This window comes from Streptomyces sp. NPDC020801, assembly GCF_044334385.1.
GTDB lineage: Bacteria > Actinomycetota > Actinomycetes > Streptomycetales > Streptomycetaceae > Streptomyces.
The window spans coordinates 24,000-40,180 of record NZ_JBIRST010000015.1 but is presented as its reverse complement, the minus strand read 5'-3'; the positions used below and the strand labels follow the sequence as shown (position 1 = coordinate 40,180).

14 protein-coding genes are annotated in these 16,181 nt (G+C 73.2%); 11 read left to right on the top strand and 3 right to left on the bottom strand.

All coding sequences use genetic code 11. The annotated features are described in order from the left end of the window. The first annotated feature begins 164 nt into the window (after positions 1–164). The 4 genes from ACH4UM_RS27505 (at position 165) to ACH4UM_RS27490 (ending at position 5,610) form a co-directional block, all read left to right on the top strand. Entirely contained in the window at positions 165–2,861 is a 2,697-nt protein-coding gene (locus ACH4UM_RS27505) for a LuxR C-terminal-related transcriptional regulator (protein WP_398184642.1), read from the top strand. Positions 2,862–3,116: 255 nt separating this feature from the next. Continuing rightward, entirely contained in the window at positions 3,117–4,745 is a 1,629-nt protein-coding gene (locus tag ACH4UM_RS27500; RefSeq protein WP_398184639.1) for an MFS transporter, read from the top strand. Positions 4,746–4,763: 18 nt separating this feature from the next. Further along, entirely contained in the window at positions 4,764–5,282 is a 519-nt protein-coding gene (locus ACH4UM_RS27495) for a hypothetical protein (protein WP_398184636.1), read from the top strand. A gap of 127 nt (positions 5,283–5,409) precedes the next feature. Then, a complete protein-coding gene (locus ACH4UM_RS27490; RefSeq protein WP_398184634.1) occupies positions 5,410–5,610 on the top strand; it encodes a hypothetical protein in 201 nt (66 codons plus the stop codon). 14 nt (positions 5,611–5,624) lie between these two features. Here ACH4UM_RS27490 and ACH4UM_RS27485 read toward each other — a convergent pair whose 3' ends face one another. Beyond that, positions 5,625–6,161 (bottom strand): potassium channel family protein, encoded by a 537-nt coding sequence (locus tag ACH4UM_RS27485; RefSeq protein ID WP_398184632.1) that lies wholly within the window; start codon positions 6,159–6,161, stop codon positions 5,625–5,627. Positions 6,162–6,467: 306 nt separating this feature from the next. Between ACH4UM_RS27485 and ACH4UM_RS27480 the strand changes: the two genes are divergently transcribed. The 5 genes from ACH4UM_RS27480 to ACH4UM_RS27460 all read left to right on the top strand — a co-directional run bounded on the left by ACH4UM_RS27480 (position 6,468) and on the right by ACH4UM_RS27460 (position 11,169). Next, entirely contained in the window at positions 6,468–7,133 is a 666-nt protein-coding gene (locus tag ACH4UM_RS27480) for an HdeD family acid-resistance protein (protein WP_398184629.1), read from the top strand. A gap of 123 nt (positions 7,134–7,256) precedes the next feature. Next, entirely contained in the window at positions 7,257–8,615 is a 1,359-nt protein-coding gene (locus ACH4UM_RS27475; RefSeq protein WP_398184626.1) for a hypothetical protein, read from the top strand. A 103-nt stretch (positions 8,616–8,718) separates the two neighbouring features. After that, complete coding sequence (locus ACH4UM_RS27470) at positions 8,719–9,216, top strand: SHOCT domain-containing protein (RefSeq protein WP_398184623.1); 498 nt, start codon at positions 8,719–8,721, stop codon at positions 9,214–9,216. Positions 9,217–9,247: 31 nt separating this feature from the next. Then, on the top strand, positions 9,248–9,694 hold the full coding sequence (locus ACH4UM_RS27465; protein WP_398184621.1) for a hypothetical protein: 447 nt from the start codon (positions 9,248–9,250) through the stop codon (positions 9,692–9,694). Continuing rightward, positions 9,691–11,169, top strand: a complete 1,479-nt coding sequence (locus ACH4UM_RS27460) for a diacylglycerol/lipid kinase family protein (protein ID WP_398184618.1) — start codon at positions 9,691–9,693, stop codon at positions 11,167–11,169. The genes ACH4UM_RS27465 and ACH4UM_RS27460 overlap by 4 nt, the downstream gene beginning before the upstream one ends. Positions 11,170–11,411: 242 nt before the next feature. Here ACH4UM_RS27460 and ACH4UM_RS27455 read toward each other — a convergent pair whose 3' ends face one another. Further along, positions 11,412–12,248 (bottom strand): oxidoreductase, encoded by an 837-nt coding sequence (locus ACH4UM_RS27455; protein ID WP_398184616.1) that lies wholly within the window; start codon positions 12,246–12,248, stop codon positions 11,412–11,414. Next, positions 12,245–12,883: a TetR/AcrR family transcriptional regulator gene (locus ACH4UM_RS27450; RefSeq protein ID WP_398184612.1), complete on the bottom strand. Its 639-nt coding sequence runs from the start codon at positions 12,881–12,883 to the stop codon at positions 12,245–12,247. Before ACH4UM_RS27450 ends, ACH4UM_RS27455 begins: the two co-directional genes overlap by 4 nt. Before the next feature lie 196 nt (positions 12,884–13,079). Between ACH4UM_RS27450 and ACH4UM_RS27445 the strand changes: the two genes are divergently transcribed. Then, positions 13,080–14,498 carry an aldehyde dehydrogenase family protein gene (locus tag ACH4UM_RS27445; RefSeq protein WP_398184609.1) on the top strand — a complete coding sequence of 473 codons (1,419 nt, stop codon included), beginning with the start codon at positions 13,080–13,082 and terminating at the stop codon, positions 14,496–14,498. 39 nt (positions 14,499–14,537) lie between these two features. Beyond that, positions 14,538–16,097, top strand: a complete 1,560-nt coding sequence (locus ACH4UM_RS27440) for a GMC family oxidoreductase (protein WP_398184607.1) — start codon at positions 14,538–14,540, stop codon at positions 16,095–16,097. Positions 16,098–16,181: the final 84 nt, after the last annotated feature.

Genomic DNA, 16,181 nt, shown 5'->3' with positions numbered 1-16,181 from the left:
TCGGCCCAGCCCTGAAGGTCCGGGGCGGGTACCCCTCCCGGGGTGCCGGTCGACCTCGGCAACGACCACCCGTCCCTTCCGTAACGAGCGCGTGCTCGCGAACCCTGAGATCCTGAGCGAGGGGAGCGCTGCCCATGGTGTGACGGACAGTGGTGGTGAGCGCGGTGTCCGAATCCGGTGACAACAGGCCCGGGCCGACGGCCCAGGGCGTCGATCCTCTGGGTGACCCGTTCCTGCGTACCCGCTTCGCCGTGCCGGTGCGGCCCGCCACGTTCCTGCGCCGGCAACGCCTGGTCGAACACCTCGACCAGGCGCTCGGCACGCCGTTGACGATGGTCAACGGCGGCGCGGGCGCGGGCAAGACCCTGCTGGTCGCCGACTGGGCGGCCCACCTGGACCGGCCGGTGGCCTGGCTGACCAGCGACGCCACGGACCAGGCGCCCGGCGTCTTCTGGGCGTACCTGCTGGAGGCCCTGCGGGCGGGCGGCGTGCGGGAGGTGGGGGAGGTCGGCTGCCCGGCGGACGCCGGCTCGGTGGACCACGCCCTGCTCGCCCGGCTCGCCGCGGAGCTGAACGGACGCGACCGGCCCGTGAACGTCGTCCTGGACGAATACGACCGCGTGACGGCCCCGGAGATCGCCGAGCAGCTCGGATTCGTCCTGCACCACGCGGGACGGGGCATGCACCTGATCCTCGTCACCCGCACCGAACCCCTGCTGCCCCTGCACCGCTACCGTGCGGACGGCACGCTCACCGAGATCCGGGCCGCGGAGCTGGCCTTCACCCCCGAGGAGGCGGCGACCCTGCTGGAGCTGCACGGCCTGCGGCTGGCCGGCGACGCCGCCCGGGCACTGGTGGAGCGCACCCGGGGATGGGCGGCCGGTCTCCGGCTGTGCGCCCTGGCCGCGCAGCAGAGCAGCGACCCCGAGACCTACCTCAAGGAGTTCGAGGCCGGGCAGAGCACCATCGCGGACTTCCTGCTCGCCGAGGTGCTCAAACGGCAGCCCGCCGAGACCCAGGACCTGCTCCTGCGGGTCAGCGTCCTGGACCGGTTCTGCCCCGATCTGGCGAACGCGCTCGCCGGCCGCCGGGACGCCGAACCGATCCTGGCCGAGCTGCACCGCGCGAACGCGTTCGTCGAACACCTCGGCCACTCGTGGTACCGCCTCCACCCGCTGTTCGCGGAGATCCTCGGCGCGCACCTGAGGGTGCGCTTCCCCGGCCTGGAGACCGAACTGCACCGCAGGGCCGCCGAATGGCTGCGGCACTCCGGGCCGCTGCCCGAGACGCTCGCCCACGGTGCCGCCGCGGGCGACTGGGAGTTCACCGCCCGCGCCCTCGTCGACGACCTCGCGATCGGCCAGTTCTTCACCGGCCTGCGCTCCGACGACCTCGGCGAGCTGTTCTCCCGGATGACTCCCGACGCCACCGGCCCCGAGACCGACCTGGTCCGCGCCGCGCGTGAGCTGTCCGACCGCGACGTGGACCGCGCCCGGGCCCATCTGGAGCGCGCCCGGCAGCAGCTGGACCGGGCCGGCCGGGACGGGCCGGGCACGACGGAGGCCCGGCTGAGCTGCGCACTCCTGGAGGTCCTCGCGGCCGGGCTGAGCGGCGCCCCCGGCCCGGCCGAACACGCCGCGCGGGCGGCGCTGGACCTGCAGCAGGACGTCCCGCCCGAACTCCTGGACAGGCATCCCGAACTCGCCGCCCTGCTGCAGACCCACCTGGGTTCGGTCCGGCTGTGGGCGGGGCGTTTCGACGACGCCCGGGCCGCCCTGTGCGCGGCGACGGCCGGCTCCGGCGCGGCGTCGACGGCACTGCCCCGGGAGGAGTCCCTGAGCCAGCTGGCGCTGATCGACTATCTGAACGGCTGGCCCGGGCGGGCCGAGCGCAGGGCCCTGGCCGCGCTCACCGACGCGGCACGGTTCAGCCTGCCCGAGCCGACCGGCTCCGGCCTCGCGCACCTGGTGCTGGCCGCGGTGGCCGTCGACCGCGACGAACTGGACGATGCCCAGGCACTCCTCGACCGGGCGACGGCCGCGCAGGCCGTGCCCCCCGACCCCGTGACTGCGGCGGGCACGGTCATCGCCCGGGCCCGGCTGCAGCTGGCCCGCGGAGACGCCCGTGGCGCCCTGGAGACCGCGGGGTCGGCCGTCCCCGCCGATGTGGCCTCCCCCTGGGCCGAGGACCACACGGCGCTCGTTCTCTGCGCCGCCCACCTGGCCGAGGGCCACCCCGAGACGGCCGTGCAGGCGGTGGAGGACGCGGCGGACCGGCACACCGCCTGTGCGGTGGCGGCCGCCCGGGCCCAGCTCGCCGCCGGGAACCTGGAGGCCGCCCTGGCGAGGCTCGACAGCCTGCCCGCCGTGGAGCACAGCGGTCCCGCGGTGACGGTCCGGGCCACGCTGGTGCGGGCCCAGGCCGCCGAACAGGCGGGTGACCACGCCACCGCACGCCGGCTGGCCGCCCAGGCGCTCCTGGACGCCCGGCGCGAGCGGCTGCGGCGCCCCTTCCACGAGGCCGGCCCGTGGCTGAGCGGCCTGCTGCGCACGGACGCGTTCGCCGAGCAGGGCCGGAACTGGCTCGTGTCCCGCCGGGGGCCGGACGCCCGTACGGGGCCGGACGCCCGTACGGAGCCGCTCGCGGCCCGGCCCCCGGCCCTGGTCGTCGAGCAGCTGAGCGGCCGGGAGCTCGACGTGCTCCAGCGGCTCGCGCAGATGATGTCGACCGAGGAGATCGCCGCGGACCTCTTCGTGTCGGTGAACACGGTGAAGACCCACCTCAAGAGTGTCTACCGCAAGCTCGGCGTCAACCGCCGCAACGAGGCGGTCCGCCGGGCGCGTGAGCTCGGGCTGCTGTGAGGCCGAGACCCCTCGCCGGCGAAGGGTGCGGGCGGCCTCGCCCACGGTGGCCGTGCGGGGTCACTTCGCCCACGGTGGCCGTGCGGGGTCACCTCGCCCACGGTGGCCGTGCGGGGTCACCTCACCCACGCAGGCCGTGCGGAGTCACCTCACCCACGCAGGCCGTGCGGGGTCACCTCGTCCACGCAGGCGGGCCGGGCCGCCTCGCCCATGGAGGGTGAGGCGCCCGCCGCGCACCTCGGCTGCGATGGACCCGTGAAACACTGGCGGGCCCTGATCGTCCTCGGCACGGCCCAGTTCCTCATGGTGCTGGACACCTCCGTCATGAACGTGTCGATCAGCCGGCTGGTCGACGACTTCGACACCGACGTGACCGCCATCCAGGCCGTCATCACCCTGTACGCGCTGGTCATGGCGGCTTTCATGATCATCGGCGGCAAGTGCGGGGACATCTTCGGCCGGCGCCGTCTGTTCGTGGCCGGCCTGGCCGTCTACGGCACCGGGTCCGCCCTGACCGCCGCCGCACCGACGCTGGGCGTGCTGACCCTCGGCTGGTCGGTGATCGAGGGGCTGGGCGCCGCCATGGTGCTGCCCGCGATGGCGGCGCTCGTCGCCGAGTCCTACCGGGGGCCGGACCGGGCGGTCGCCTACGGGGTGATCGGCGGACTCGCCGGCGCCGGGATCGCGGTGGGCCCGCTGCTGGGCGGCTGGGTGACGACCTATCTGACCTGGCGGCTCGTCTTCGCCGGTGAGGTCGTGGTGGTCGTGGCCCTGCTGGGCTGCCACCGGATGATCACCGAGTCCCGCCGGAGCGGCCCGCGGCCGCGGCTGGACGGCGTCGGTGCCACCCTCTCCGCGGCCGGCCTCGGCCTGTGCGTGCTCGGTGTGCTGCAGAGCAGCACCTGGGGATGGGTGCAGCCGCAGAACCCGCCGTTCACCGTGCTCGGCTTCGCGCCGACGCTGTTCGTCGTGGCCGCCGGAGTCGCCCTCCTGAGCGGATTCCGCGCCTGGGAGCACCGGCGCGGCACGCGCGGCGAGGACCCGCTGGTCCATCTGTCCCTGCTCGGCAGGCCCGCCCTGCGCTCGGGCCTGCTCGCGCTGCTCAGCCAGAACCTGATCCTGCTGGGACTGTTCTTCACCATCCCGCTCTACCTGCAGGTGGTACAGGGCTTCGACGCCTTCCAGACGGGGCTGCGCCTGCTGCCCGTGTCCGTCACCATGCTGCTGGCCTCCGCGGTCGCCTCCCGGGTGGGCCGGGTGGCCGGGCCGCGCCGTGTGGTCCGGGCCGCGCTGGTGTGCCTGGCGGCGGCCATCGTGTGGCTGCTGGCCACCATCGACCCGGTGATCGACGACGCCCAGTTCGCCGGGGCGATGGCCCTGCTAGGCGTGGGCATGGGCCTGCTCGCCTCGCAACTGGGCAACGTCGTGCAGTCCAGTGCCGGGGAGGAGGAGCGCAGCGAGGTCGGCGGACTGCAGTTCACGGCGCAGAACCTGGGCTCCGCGCTCGGCACCGCGCTCATCGGGTCCATCCTCATCGGCGCGCTCGCCCACGCCTTCACCACCCAGGTCGAACAGGTACCCCGTCTGTCGGAGGAGGCACGCCGGCAGACGAGCATCGCCCTGGAGTCCGGCATCAACTTCGTCTCCACCGAGCAGGTGCACACGGCGGCCGAGCAGGCCGGCCTGCCGCCCTACCAGGTCCGGGCCGTCACGGACTCCTACGCGTCGGCACAGCTCGACGGCCTGAAGGCGGCCATCCTGGCCACCGGCGGCATCACACTCGCCAGTCTCCTGGTCACCGGACCGCTCCCGTCGGGCCGCCGGGGTGGCCCGGCGCCGCAGACGCCCGGCGCGGCGGCCGACCCCGCCGGCCGAGAGCAGTGAAGGACGGGGGAGCACACCATGTCCAGGACCGCCCGCCCCGAGGCACAGGCGCGAATCGCCGAACGACGGGCCCACACCGACTACACCGGCGGTGTCTACGGATCGATGCTCGCCGCCTCCGTGGTGGTTGGCGCCGGCTCCCTCGGTTCGTTCCCCTACGTGCAACTGGCGCTGCTGGTGTTGCTCACCGGGGTGGTGTTCTGGCTCGGGCACGTGCACGCCCAGCTCTTCGGGGCGCGGCTGGCCCAGCGGCGGCTGGACCGCCGTGTCGTACTGCACGTGTGCCGCGACGAGTGGCCGATCGTCAAGGCGGCCGTACCCCCGGCCGTCGCGGTGGCCGTCAGCCCGCTGCTGGGCCTGGACGTGCAGGGCGCGGTGTGGCTGGCGCTCGCCGTGGCGGTGGCCGGTCAGGTGGGCTGGTCGGCGGCCGCGGCGCGCCGGGCCGGCGCCTCCTGGGGCCTGGTGGCCGGGACCGCCGCGGTCAATCTGGTGATCGGGCTGCTGATCCTCATGGTCAAGATCGTCCTGACGCACTGACGGCGCGCCCGTGCGCCGGGCCACGCGTATCACCTGCCCCGGGTGAGGCCCGGAGGCCGGGCGGGGCGGACGCTCACTTCAGGGGGCGTGGCACGCCCGTCCCCAGGCCACCGCGGGAGAGCAGCTGATGCGCTACGAGATCCGCGTCGACGGGCACATGTCGGAGACGCTGACCAAGGCCTTCCCGGAGCTGGACCACGTGTTGATGTCCGGTCAGACGGTCCTGTTCGGTCCCGTGGTGGACGACGCGCACCTGTACGGGCTGCTGGCCCGCTGCCAGTCGCTGGGCCTGCGGGTGCTGGAGATGCGCCGTATCCCGGAGGGGTGAGCCGGACGGCCCGCCTACTCGGGCCGGGGCGGGCCGTCCCGGTGCTGCCCGGGCGGCTCCGGGGGCGTCCCGTTCCGGCGCTGCTGGCGCAGCCCCGCCTGGATGGCGGTGGTCAGCACCCGGGCGGCGACACCCACGAGCAGCAACCCGCCCGTCATCTGCAGCATGACCAGCACCCGCCCCGTCTCGGTCCGGGCGGTGATGTCGCCGTACCCCACGGTGGTGAACGTGGTGAGGGTGAAGTACAGGGCGTCCGTCCGGGTCAGCGGCGCGGTGAAGGCGGCCGCGTCGGAACGGTCCAGGAGGTAGTAGGCGCTGGCGAAGAGCAGCAGGAAAAGCGGCAGCGTGGTCGCCAGGGCCTCCACGGCCTTCAGTCGGGGGTGCGGTGAGCGCGAGATGACCAGCACCTCCCACACGAACACCGCCACCACGCCCGCCAGACCGGCGGCGAGCACGGCGGAAGCCCCGAGCGTGCTGTGCGAGTCCATGGGCAGCAGGTAGTACGCGACGACCAGCCCCACCGTGACGAGCAGGGACCGGACTAGGACCATGCCGGCCGCCCAGTGCCACGCGCGGGGCGTGCGGCCCTGGGGCGAAGGCCCTCCGGGAGCGGCGTCCCGGGTCCGGGGAACTGCTGAATCGCCCATGTCGTGTCTCTTCCGTTCCGCTGTCCGGGACGTCCGGGAAGACGGTGCGCGGGTCCGGTTCCAGATCATCGCGGGAGCGGTACGGACGGATCACCCCTCATGGGTGACCCGTTCGCGGCGGCCGCGCGCGACTCTGGCCTTCGGGTCCTCGCGCACCGTCCCGTCGGCGGTCCGGCAGTGACCTGGCAACCGATCCCGCGAGGAGGAGCCATGACCGTATCGCGTGGTTCGGCGGCGCGTACCGGACCGGAGCACACCCCCGGCGGGACGGCCCCCGGAGCGGAGGCCGGTGACCCCGCGGACGTGCTGTCGGGACTCGGCAGCTCCTGGACCTGGATCCTGGCCTCCGCGCTGGCGACGCTGATACCGGGGATCATCGTGCTCGTCTGGCCGGACGAGAGCCTGCAGGTCCTCGCGGTCGTCATCGGGCTGTATCTGCTGGTGGCCGGCGGCTTCAGGTTCGTCGCCGCGTTCTCCCGCGAGGGGTACGGCGAGCGGCTCCCGCGGCTGCTCGTCGCCGTGCTGTTCGTCCTGGCCGGGGTGCTGTGCCTGAGGCATCCGCTGCAGACCATCGCGGCGCTTTCGCTGATCGTCGGAACCGTCTGGCTGCTGTCCGGCATGCTCACCGCCTACACGGCCCTGGGCGCCAAGGACATGTCCCACCGCGGCTTCGTCCTCGGCATGGCGGCGCTCGGCATCGTGGCGGGGATCGTGGTGCTGGCGTTGCCCACCCAGTCGGCCGTCGTACTGACCCGGCTGCTCGGCCTGTGGCTCGTCCTGCTGGGGCTGGTCGAGCTGGGCGTCGCCTTCGCCTGGCGGTCGGCGCTGCGCAGGGCGCGCGCGGAGCAGCCGTCCGGGCCCACCGCCCCGGCCTGAGCGCGTCGCCGGCCACTGCCGTGGTCGGATCCCGCCGCTCGCCCCGCAACCGCCGCCGTCCGAGACCTCGCTCGCCGCACCGCCGGGTGGCCGCCCCGGTCGCACCACGACCAAGGAGGACCCATGGCCTCGACCCCAGACCCCGTACCGTCCGGCAGCGGCGGTACCCCGGAATCCGCGGCACCCCTGACCGCCGCGGAGCGCGAGGAGTACGAGCGGCTGCGCCGGGCGGCGAACGTGCGCCACAGGCGGGCGCGGCGGGTCGGTGCCTCGGTGCTGCTGATCCTGACCCTCGTCCTCGCCCCGCTGGCCGTCGTCGCCGCATGGGTGCATTCGCAGGTCTTCGACACCGGCCGCTACGTGCAGACGGTGGCGCCGCTGGCCACCGAACCCGCCGTGCAGAACGTCGTGGTCGACCGGCTGACCAACCGGGTCGTCGACGAGATCGACGTCCAGGCCATCACGGCGTCGCTCACCAAGGCACTCGCCAACGCCGGGGCGCCGCCCAAGGTCGTGGACGCCTCCACCGCACTGGCCGGTCCACTGCGCAGCGCGGTCACCGAGGTGGTGCACCGCACCGTCAGCAAGGTCGTCACCAGCGACGCCTTCGCCCAGGTGTGGACGAACGCCAACCGGCGCGCGCACGCCGCGGTGGTGAACATGCTCACCGGCAACCAGAGCGGCGCCCTGCGCGCCCAGGGCGACAAGGTGGAGCTCGACATCGGGGTCGTCGTCGACCAGGTCAAGCAGCGGCTGGTCGACGCGGGTTTCCAGAAGGCCTCCGCCATTCCGGCCCCCGACCGGACGATCACCCTGTTCCAGACCGAGCAGCTGACCAAGGCCCAGAGCGCGCTGCGCCTGCTGAACATCCTCGGCATCTGGCTGCCGGTGCTGACCGTCGTCCTCGCCGCCGCCGCCGTCTGGACCGCCCCCGCCCACCGCTTCATGCTGCTGGTCACGGCCTCGGGCATCGGCGTGATGATGATCGTGCTGCTGATCGCCCTGGCCGTCGTACGGCAGATCTACCTCAACAGCGTCCCGCCCGCCACGCTGCCCCCCGACGCGGCCTCGGCGGTCTTCGACACCTTCCTGCGCTTCCTGCGCGACAGCGCGCGCACCCTGCTGGTCGCCGCCGTGATCATCGCCCTGGCCGCGTACCTGTACGGCCCCGGGCGCGCGGCGCGCGGCGCTCGCTCGCTGCTGCAACGGGGCACCACGGCCACCGGACGGGCGCTGGAGCGCACCGGGGTGCACACCGGTCCGACGGGACACTGGCTGGACACCCACCGCTCGTGGACCACCGGAGTCGTGATCGGGGCGGGCGCCCTGACCCTCATCCTGTGGAACTACCCGACGGCGGCCGTGGTGGCCCTGGTGCTTCTGGTCGTCGTGGTGGTCCTGTTCCTGCTGGCGGTCCTCGCGTCCGCCACCGGCCAGGCCCCGGCAGCGCGCTCCGACGACACCCGTCCCGCGCCATCGTGAACCACGCTCACCCGCCTCGGGTGAGGCGCGCGGCCCTTGCCGTGCGCACGCTGAGAACGGCAGAGAGCGGCAGCCGGGCGAAGGCCCGGAACGGAGGAGAGAAATGAGCACGCAGATGAACCTCGCGTACGACTATCCGCTGCTGAGCGCCTTCTGGACGATGCTGTGGTTCTTCCTGTGGATCATGTGGTTCGTCCTGCTCTTCCGGGTCATCGTCGACATCTTCCGGGACGACGACATGAGCGGCTGGGGCAAGGCGGGGTGGCTGGCGTTCTGCATTCTGCTGCCCTTCCTCGGCGTCTTCGTCTACGTCATCGCCCGCGGCAAGAGCATGGGCCAGCGGGAGATCGCGCAGGCGCGCGAGCAGCAGGAGGCCTTCAACACCTACGTCCGGGAGACCGCGAGCGGCGGCAGGTCCCACGTCGACGAGCTGGCCCGGCTGTCCGAGCTGCGCTCCCGGGGCGACATCTCGGACGAGGAGTTCGCCCGGGCCAAGGCGATGATCCTGTCCGACGCCACCCCCGGCGGCCGCGCCACCTCCGTCACCTCCACCCCCGAGACCCCCGACACCTCCGTCACCTCCACCCCCGGCCGCCGCTGAGCACGCCGGACGAGACGAAACGAGGCAGAAGATGGCATCGACCCACACCGCACGTCCGCACACGGCGAAGCAGGCCTGGGCCACCGGTCTGACGGCCTTCGCAGCCGTCATGCTGATGATCGCCGGAGTGCTCGACATCTTCCGGGGCATCATGGGCATCGCCCAGGACGACGTCTTCGTCACCACCCGCAACTACGTGTTCCAGTTCGACCTCACCGGCTGGGGGTGGATCCACCTCATCCTCGGGGCGCTGGCCGTGATCGTCAGCCTCGGGCTGTTCCAGGCGGCGATGTGGGCGCGAGTGGCCGGCGTGGCCGTCGCCGGGCTCATCATCCTCGCCAACTTCCTGTCCCTGCCGTACTACCCGGTGTGGTCGGTGGTGATGATCGCCTTCTCCGGGTTCATCATCTGGGCCCTGTGCGTGATGCGGCCGGAGGAGATGCCCACCACGTCCAAGTCCACGCCGCGGGCCCCGTGAGGGAACCCGAACCGGCATCCGGCCCGGCCCGGGCGGCAACCCGCCCGGGCCGGGCCCGTGGCACGGGCCCGGCCGGGCCGGGCAGCGGGCCGGACGGCGGGCGCAACGGCGGCACGGGGACCTCGGGGCGTCCCGCGGAGCGCCGCGGAACGCACGCCGCGTGGGCCCGCCTCGCCCTGCTCGCCCTGCTGGCCGGCGTGCTCGTCCCGCTCGCGGCCGCGGGTCTGCGAAGCGTGTTCTGGCTGCTGATCGGCATGGCGGGCGCCGCCCTCACCCTCATGGCGCTGTGGTGGACCCTGGCCCGTACCGGAGCCGCCCGGGCGGTGGGCACGCTGCTGCTGGTGGCGGTGCCGCTCGCGGTCCTCGCCCTGTACGCGGCGTACGGCATGCTGGCACCGGCCTGCGTGTCCCTGGGCCTGCTGGCACTGGCCGTGGCGGCCGCACGGATCGCCCTGACACCCGAGGCCCACGACGGCCCCGGCACCGGGCACGGCCGGGCGCGGCAGCCCTCCGTCACGGTGCCACGCCACCCCTGGATCCTCATGAACCCGCGCTCCGGCGGGGGCAAGGTGGAGCGCTTCCAGCTGGCGGACAAGGCCCGGGCGGCGGGTGCCCGGGTCGTCCTGCTGGAGCCGGGGCGGCACCAGGACGTGGCGGAACTGGCCCGGCGCGCCGTGGCCGACGGTGCCGACCTGCTGGCCGTGGCCGGCGGGGACGGCACCCAGGCACTGGTCGCCGAGGTCGCGGCCCGGCACGACCTGCCCTTCCTGGTGATTCCGGCCGGTACGCGCAACCACTTCGCCCTGGCCCTCGGCCTCGACCGCGATGATCCCGCCACCGCCCTGGAGGCGCTCGCCGACGCCCACGAGATCCGCGTCGACCTGGGATTCGCCGGGGACCGGGTGTTCGTCAACAACGCCTCGTTCGGGACGTACGCGGCCGTGGTGGGCGATCCCGCCTACCGGGACGAGAAGATGCGCACGATCCTGGAGGCACTGCCCGACCTGCTCACCGGCCCCGCCGCGCCCAGGCTGCGGATGCGGGCCGGCCCGGAGACCCGCGTCGACGGCCTGCAGGCGCTGCTGGTCAGCAACAACCCCTACCTCAGCGGCGTCGACTCGATGCACCTCGGACGCAGGGAGCGTCTCGACTCCGGCCAACTGGGCGTCCTCGGCGTCCGCGTGGACGGCTCCGCCCGGGCGGCCGGGCTGCTGCGCGGCCCGCACACGCCGGCCGTGACACGGCTGACCGCGACGGAAGTGGTCGTCGAGGCCGGCACGGACACGATCCCGGCCGGTGTCGACGGCGAGTCCGTGCTGTTGCCCGCCCCCGTCGTCTGCCGGATCGCCCGGGGCGCCCTGCGGGTCCGCGTCCCCCGGCAACGCGCCCCCGCCCCCCTGACCAGACCCCCGGCCGACTGGCCACACGTCCTGCGGCTGGCCCTGACGCCGGGCCGGCCGGAACGAGGATCCTGATCGTCCGTCACCGTGGCAGCCGGAAGCGGCTGCCGGGCCGGCACCCGGCCCGGACGGCGGCCGTCGCACTCGCGGTTCTCGCCGCGCTCCAGATCCTGCTGGTGCGGCTGAACCGGCACCGGGCGAAGCCGCCGGGACGACCGGTGTCCCCCGGGGAACCCGCCGATCACACTTGAGCCGGGAGGCCGGGTTTCGCCGTACCGGCCCAGCGGGGCCGTCGCCGTGCGGCGGACGCCCTGTGGTCATGCGGTGGCCCTGAACTGCACCCGGAGAAAGGCGTCGAACGCGCGGGCGCCGAACAGGCGCCGGGAGTGGATGAGGGCCCTCGCGGCGGGGGTGACCACGTAGCGGGTCCTGGGCCGGGCGGCGGTGGCGGCACGTTCGATGGTCCTGGCGACGCTCTCGGGCGGCGCGGACAGGATCCTCGAGCCGTAGGACTCGGACATCTGCTGGTCGGCGGCGGCGTTCAGCGCGGCGTAGGGGCCGGTTGGGGCGGCGGAGCCGGCCAGGGTGTGGGCCGCGGTGCCGCCGAAGGAGGTGCGGATGAGGCCCGGCTCGATCAGGCTGACCTTGACGCCGAACGGCGCGGCCTCGAAGCGCAGGGCGTCGGTCAGGGCCTCCACCGCGTACTTGCTGGCGTGGTAGTAGCCGCCGGCCGGGAAGACGATCCGCCCGCCCATCGAACCGACGTTGATGATCCGGCCTGCACCCGCCCGGCGCATGCCCGGCAGGACGAGCTGCGTCATCCGCGCGAGGCCGAAGACGTTGGTCTCGAACTGCCGCCGCACGCCGTCCAGACCGGTCTCCTCGACGGTGCCGTACTCGCCGTAGCCGGCGTTGTTGACGAGTACGCCCACCGAGCCGTGGTCGGCCTCGACCGCCTCCACGGCCTGCGCCATGGACGTCTCGTCGGTCACGTCCAGGGGCAGAACGCGGGCTCCCGCGCGGGCCAGGTCGGTCAGGGTGCCGGGACGCCGGGCGGTGGCGTAGACGGTCAGCTCGGGGCGGCGCGCCAGTCGCAGTGCGGTGGCGCGACCGATGCCCGAGGAGGTTCCGGTGATCAGTACGGCGGTGGTCATGACGGCTCCCTGCCGGGGGTGTGAGTGCGGTTGTCCGTGCGGCTGGCCCTGCTGTTGTCCTTGCTGTTGTCCCCGCCGTTGTCCGTGCGGCCCAGGCCGGTGATGAGCAGCGCCACACCGTGGCGCAGGCGCCGGACCGGCGCCTCGGCGTCCGAGAGGTCGGCCTCCAGCCCACGGGTGAAGGCCAGCAGGAGTTCGGCGACCTCGACGGCGTCCGCGTCCGGGTGGTCTGCGGCGACGGCGGTGGAGATCAGGTCGCGCATGGCGGTGTTGTAGGCCTCGACCTGCTCGGCCGACAGACGGGTGTCGGCCCCCAGCAGTTCGGCGGCGTGTGCGGGGCTGTCGCGCCACAGCCCCATGGCCAGCCCCAGCTTTGCCTCCAACGCCGCGGTCAGCCTGGCCCCCAGGTCTCCCCGGGTGCCGATCGCGGCACGCGCCTCGGCCAGGGCGTCGTCGAGCAGGCGTGCCGCCAGGCGGCGGAACGCGTCCTCCTTGTTGCGCACGTACTGGTAGACGCCGGGGCGGGACATGCCCGCCTGCCGTGCGATGTCGTCCATGGTCGTGCGTCTGACGCCGTGCCGGGTGAAGCACGTGTATGCCGCGTCCAGGATCAGCTTGAGTCGCTCCTCTTCCAACACGCTGACAATAGTTGCACAGAATGTCAGAGTGTCAACGCGGGCCGGCCCGGCTCCGGGGTACGGACGCATCGGGCGTCCCCCCTGTGCGGATGCACAATCGGGCGGCCAGATCCGGCTTCACCGCTCCATCGACCCCGCCGTAACGGCTCGCGCACACTGCCCCGGAAACATCCGGTTCACAAGGAGCGCAGCCATGAAGGCATACAGCGGGCACTTCATCGACGGGCAGTGGACGCAGGTGCCGAACCCCGAGGTGATCGAGGTCGTCAACCCCGCGGACGAACGTGTCATCGGGTCGGTTCCGGCCGGTACCCCCGAGGACGTCGACCGGGCTGTGCGCGCCGCCGCCCGGGCGTTCGAGGCGTGGTCCCAGGCCTCCCCCCAGGTCCGGGCGGACCATCTGCGGCGGATCCACCAGGCGCTGGAGGAGCGCGCGGAGGAGATCGCGCGCCTGGTGGCGAGCGAGGTCGGCACCCCCGTCCAGGAGAGCCGGGTACTGCAGTCGGGACTGCCCGTGTTCACCTTCGGGCACGCCGCCGAGCTGGCGAGCGGCTTCGACTTCGGGCCCGAGGAGATCGGCAACTCCCACGTCGTCCGCGAGCCCGTAGGGGTCGTCGGCTGCATCACGCCGTGGAACTTTCCGCTGCACCAGGTCTCGCTGAAGGTGGCGCTCGCACTGGCCGCGGGCTGCACCGTCGTGCTCAAGCCCTCCGAGGTCGCTCCCCTGTCCGCCATGCTCCTGGCGGAGATCGCCGAGTCGGTGGGACTGCCCGCCGGAGTGTTCAACGTGGTGACCGGATACGGGCCGACGGTGGGTGAGGCGCTGGTGGACCACCCCGACGTGGCGATGGTCTCCTTCACCGGATCGACCCGGGCCGGCCGCCGGGTGGCGGCGCTCGCGGCGGAGACCGTCAAGAAGGTGGCGCTCGAACTCGGCGGCAAGTCGCCCAACATCATCCTGGACGACGCCGACCTGGAGGCCGCGGTCACCGACGGAGTGGCCAAGTGCTACCTCAATTCCGGCCAGACCTGCATCGCCCTCACCCGCATGCTCGTTCCCCGTGACAAGCTCGAGGAGGCCGGGCGGATCGCCGCCGAGGTGGCGCGCGGCTACCGCGTCGGAGACCCGCAGGACGAGGAGACGCGGATCGGCCCCATGGTCTCCGACGTCCAGCTCAAGCGTGTACGCGACTACATCGCGGCCGGTGTCGCCGAGGGCGCCACCCTGCTCACCGGCGGTACCGACGCGCCGCACGACGGGCCCGGCTACTTCGTCGCCCCCACCGTCTTCACCGACGTCACCAACGACATGACCATCGCCCGTGAGGAGATCTTCGGACCCGTCCTGTCGATCCTTCCCTACGACACCGAGGAGGAGGCCGTCGCCATCGCCAACGACACGCCCTACGGTCTCGCCGGAGCCGTGTGGTCGGGTGACCCCGAGCGGGCGCGGGCCGTTGCCCGGCGGATCCGGGCCGGAATGGTCGACGTGAACGGCGGAGCCTTCAACCCCCTTGCCCCCTTCGGCGGTTACAAGCAGTCAGGCGTGGGCCGGGAGGCCGGACGGCTGGGCTTCGAGGAGTTCCTGGAGACCAAGGCCATCCAGCACTGACCGCCCGTCGGCCACCGGCCGCACGAGAGAGGACACACCATGTACGACTACATCATCGTGGGTGCGGGATCCGCGGGCTGTGTGCTCGCCGCCCGGCTCAGCGAGGACCCGGACGTACGCGTCCTGCTCGTGGAGGCCGGCCCGGCCGACGACGCGCAGGAGATCCACGTTCCGGCCGCGTTCTCGAAGCTGTTCCGCAGCAAGTACGACTGGGACTACCTGACCGAACCCGAGCCGGGTCTCGGGGACCGCCGCCGCTATCTGCCGCGCGGCCGGATGCTCGGCGGCTCCTCCTCGATGAACGCCATGATCTACATCCGCGGCAACCGCCGGGACTACGACTCATGGGCCGCCGCGGGAGCCAAGGGCTGGGGCTGGGACGACGTCCTGCCGTACTTCCTGCGCTCCGAGGACCACCACGCCGGGCCCTCCGAGTGGCACGGCGCCGGCGGCCCGCTCCCGGTCAGCCCCGGACGCTCCCGCAGCCCCCTCGTCGACGCCTTCGTCGGTGCGGCGCGGCAGGCGGGCCACCCCTTCAACCCGGACTTCAACGGCCCCGAGCAGGACGGCGTCGGCTACTACGAGCTCACCCAGCGCGATGGCCTCAGGTGCAGTACGGCCGTCGCCTACCTGAGGCCCGCGAGGGAACGGCCCAACCTGTCCGTGCTCACCGGAGCGCAGTGCACCAGGATCCTCTTCGACGGGGAACGGGCCGTCGGGGTCGAGGTGGACCGGGACGGGTCGACGCAGGAGCTCCGGTGCGAACGGGAGGTCGTCCTCTCGGCGGGCGCGTACAACTCACCGCAGTTGCTCATGCTCTCCGGGATCGGTGCCGCCGACGAACTCGCGGCTCTCGGCATCACGCCCAGGGTGGACCTGCCGGTGGGCGAGAACCTTCAGGACCATCCGCACCTGGCGGTCGTCCACCTCACCGACACCGAGTCCCTGCTCACCGCGGAGACCGCCGAGAACCTGCGGCTGCTGGAGACCGAAGGGCGCGGGCCCCTCACCTCGAACGTCGGTGAGGGCGGCGGGTTCTTCCGGACCACCGACGGTCTCGACGCCCCGGACGTGCAGATCCACGCCGTACCCGCGCTGTTCCACCAGGAGGGGCTGGGAGCCGCCACCGACCACGGCTTCCACATCGGGGCGGTGCTGCTCGCTCCCACCAGCCGGGGAAGGGTCCTGCTGCGTTCGGCGCTGCCCAGCGCGAAGCCGCGCATCCTGCACAACTACCTGACCACCGAGGAGGACCGGGCCACGGCGCTCCGCGCGCTGCGGCTGGTACTGGACATCGTCGGACGGCCTGCCCTGCGGGAGCACCGCAGGGCGGACTTCCTGACGCCGGCGTCCGACAGCGACGCCGACCTCCTGGCGTACGCGCGGCGAGAGCTGCAGACCCTGTACCACCCCACGAGCACCTGCGCGATCGGCCCGGTGGTCGACCACGAGCTGCGCGTGCACGGGGTGGCGGGGCTGCGGGTGGTCGATGCCTCCGTCATGCCGGCCGTCGTCCGGGGCAACACCAACGCACCGACGATCATGATCGCGGAGCGGGCGGCCGACCTCATCCGCGGCAAGGCGGTCGACGGCGTCTGACGCCGGCGGCCTCTCGCCACCGCCACGATGCGTGGTTACGCTGCCAGTGGCCCGGCCGGTACCGGGCCACTGGCCCGACGTGGT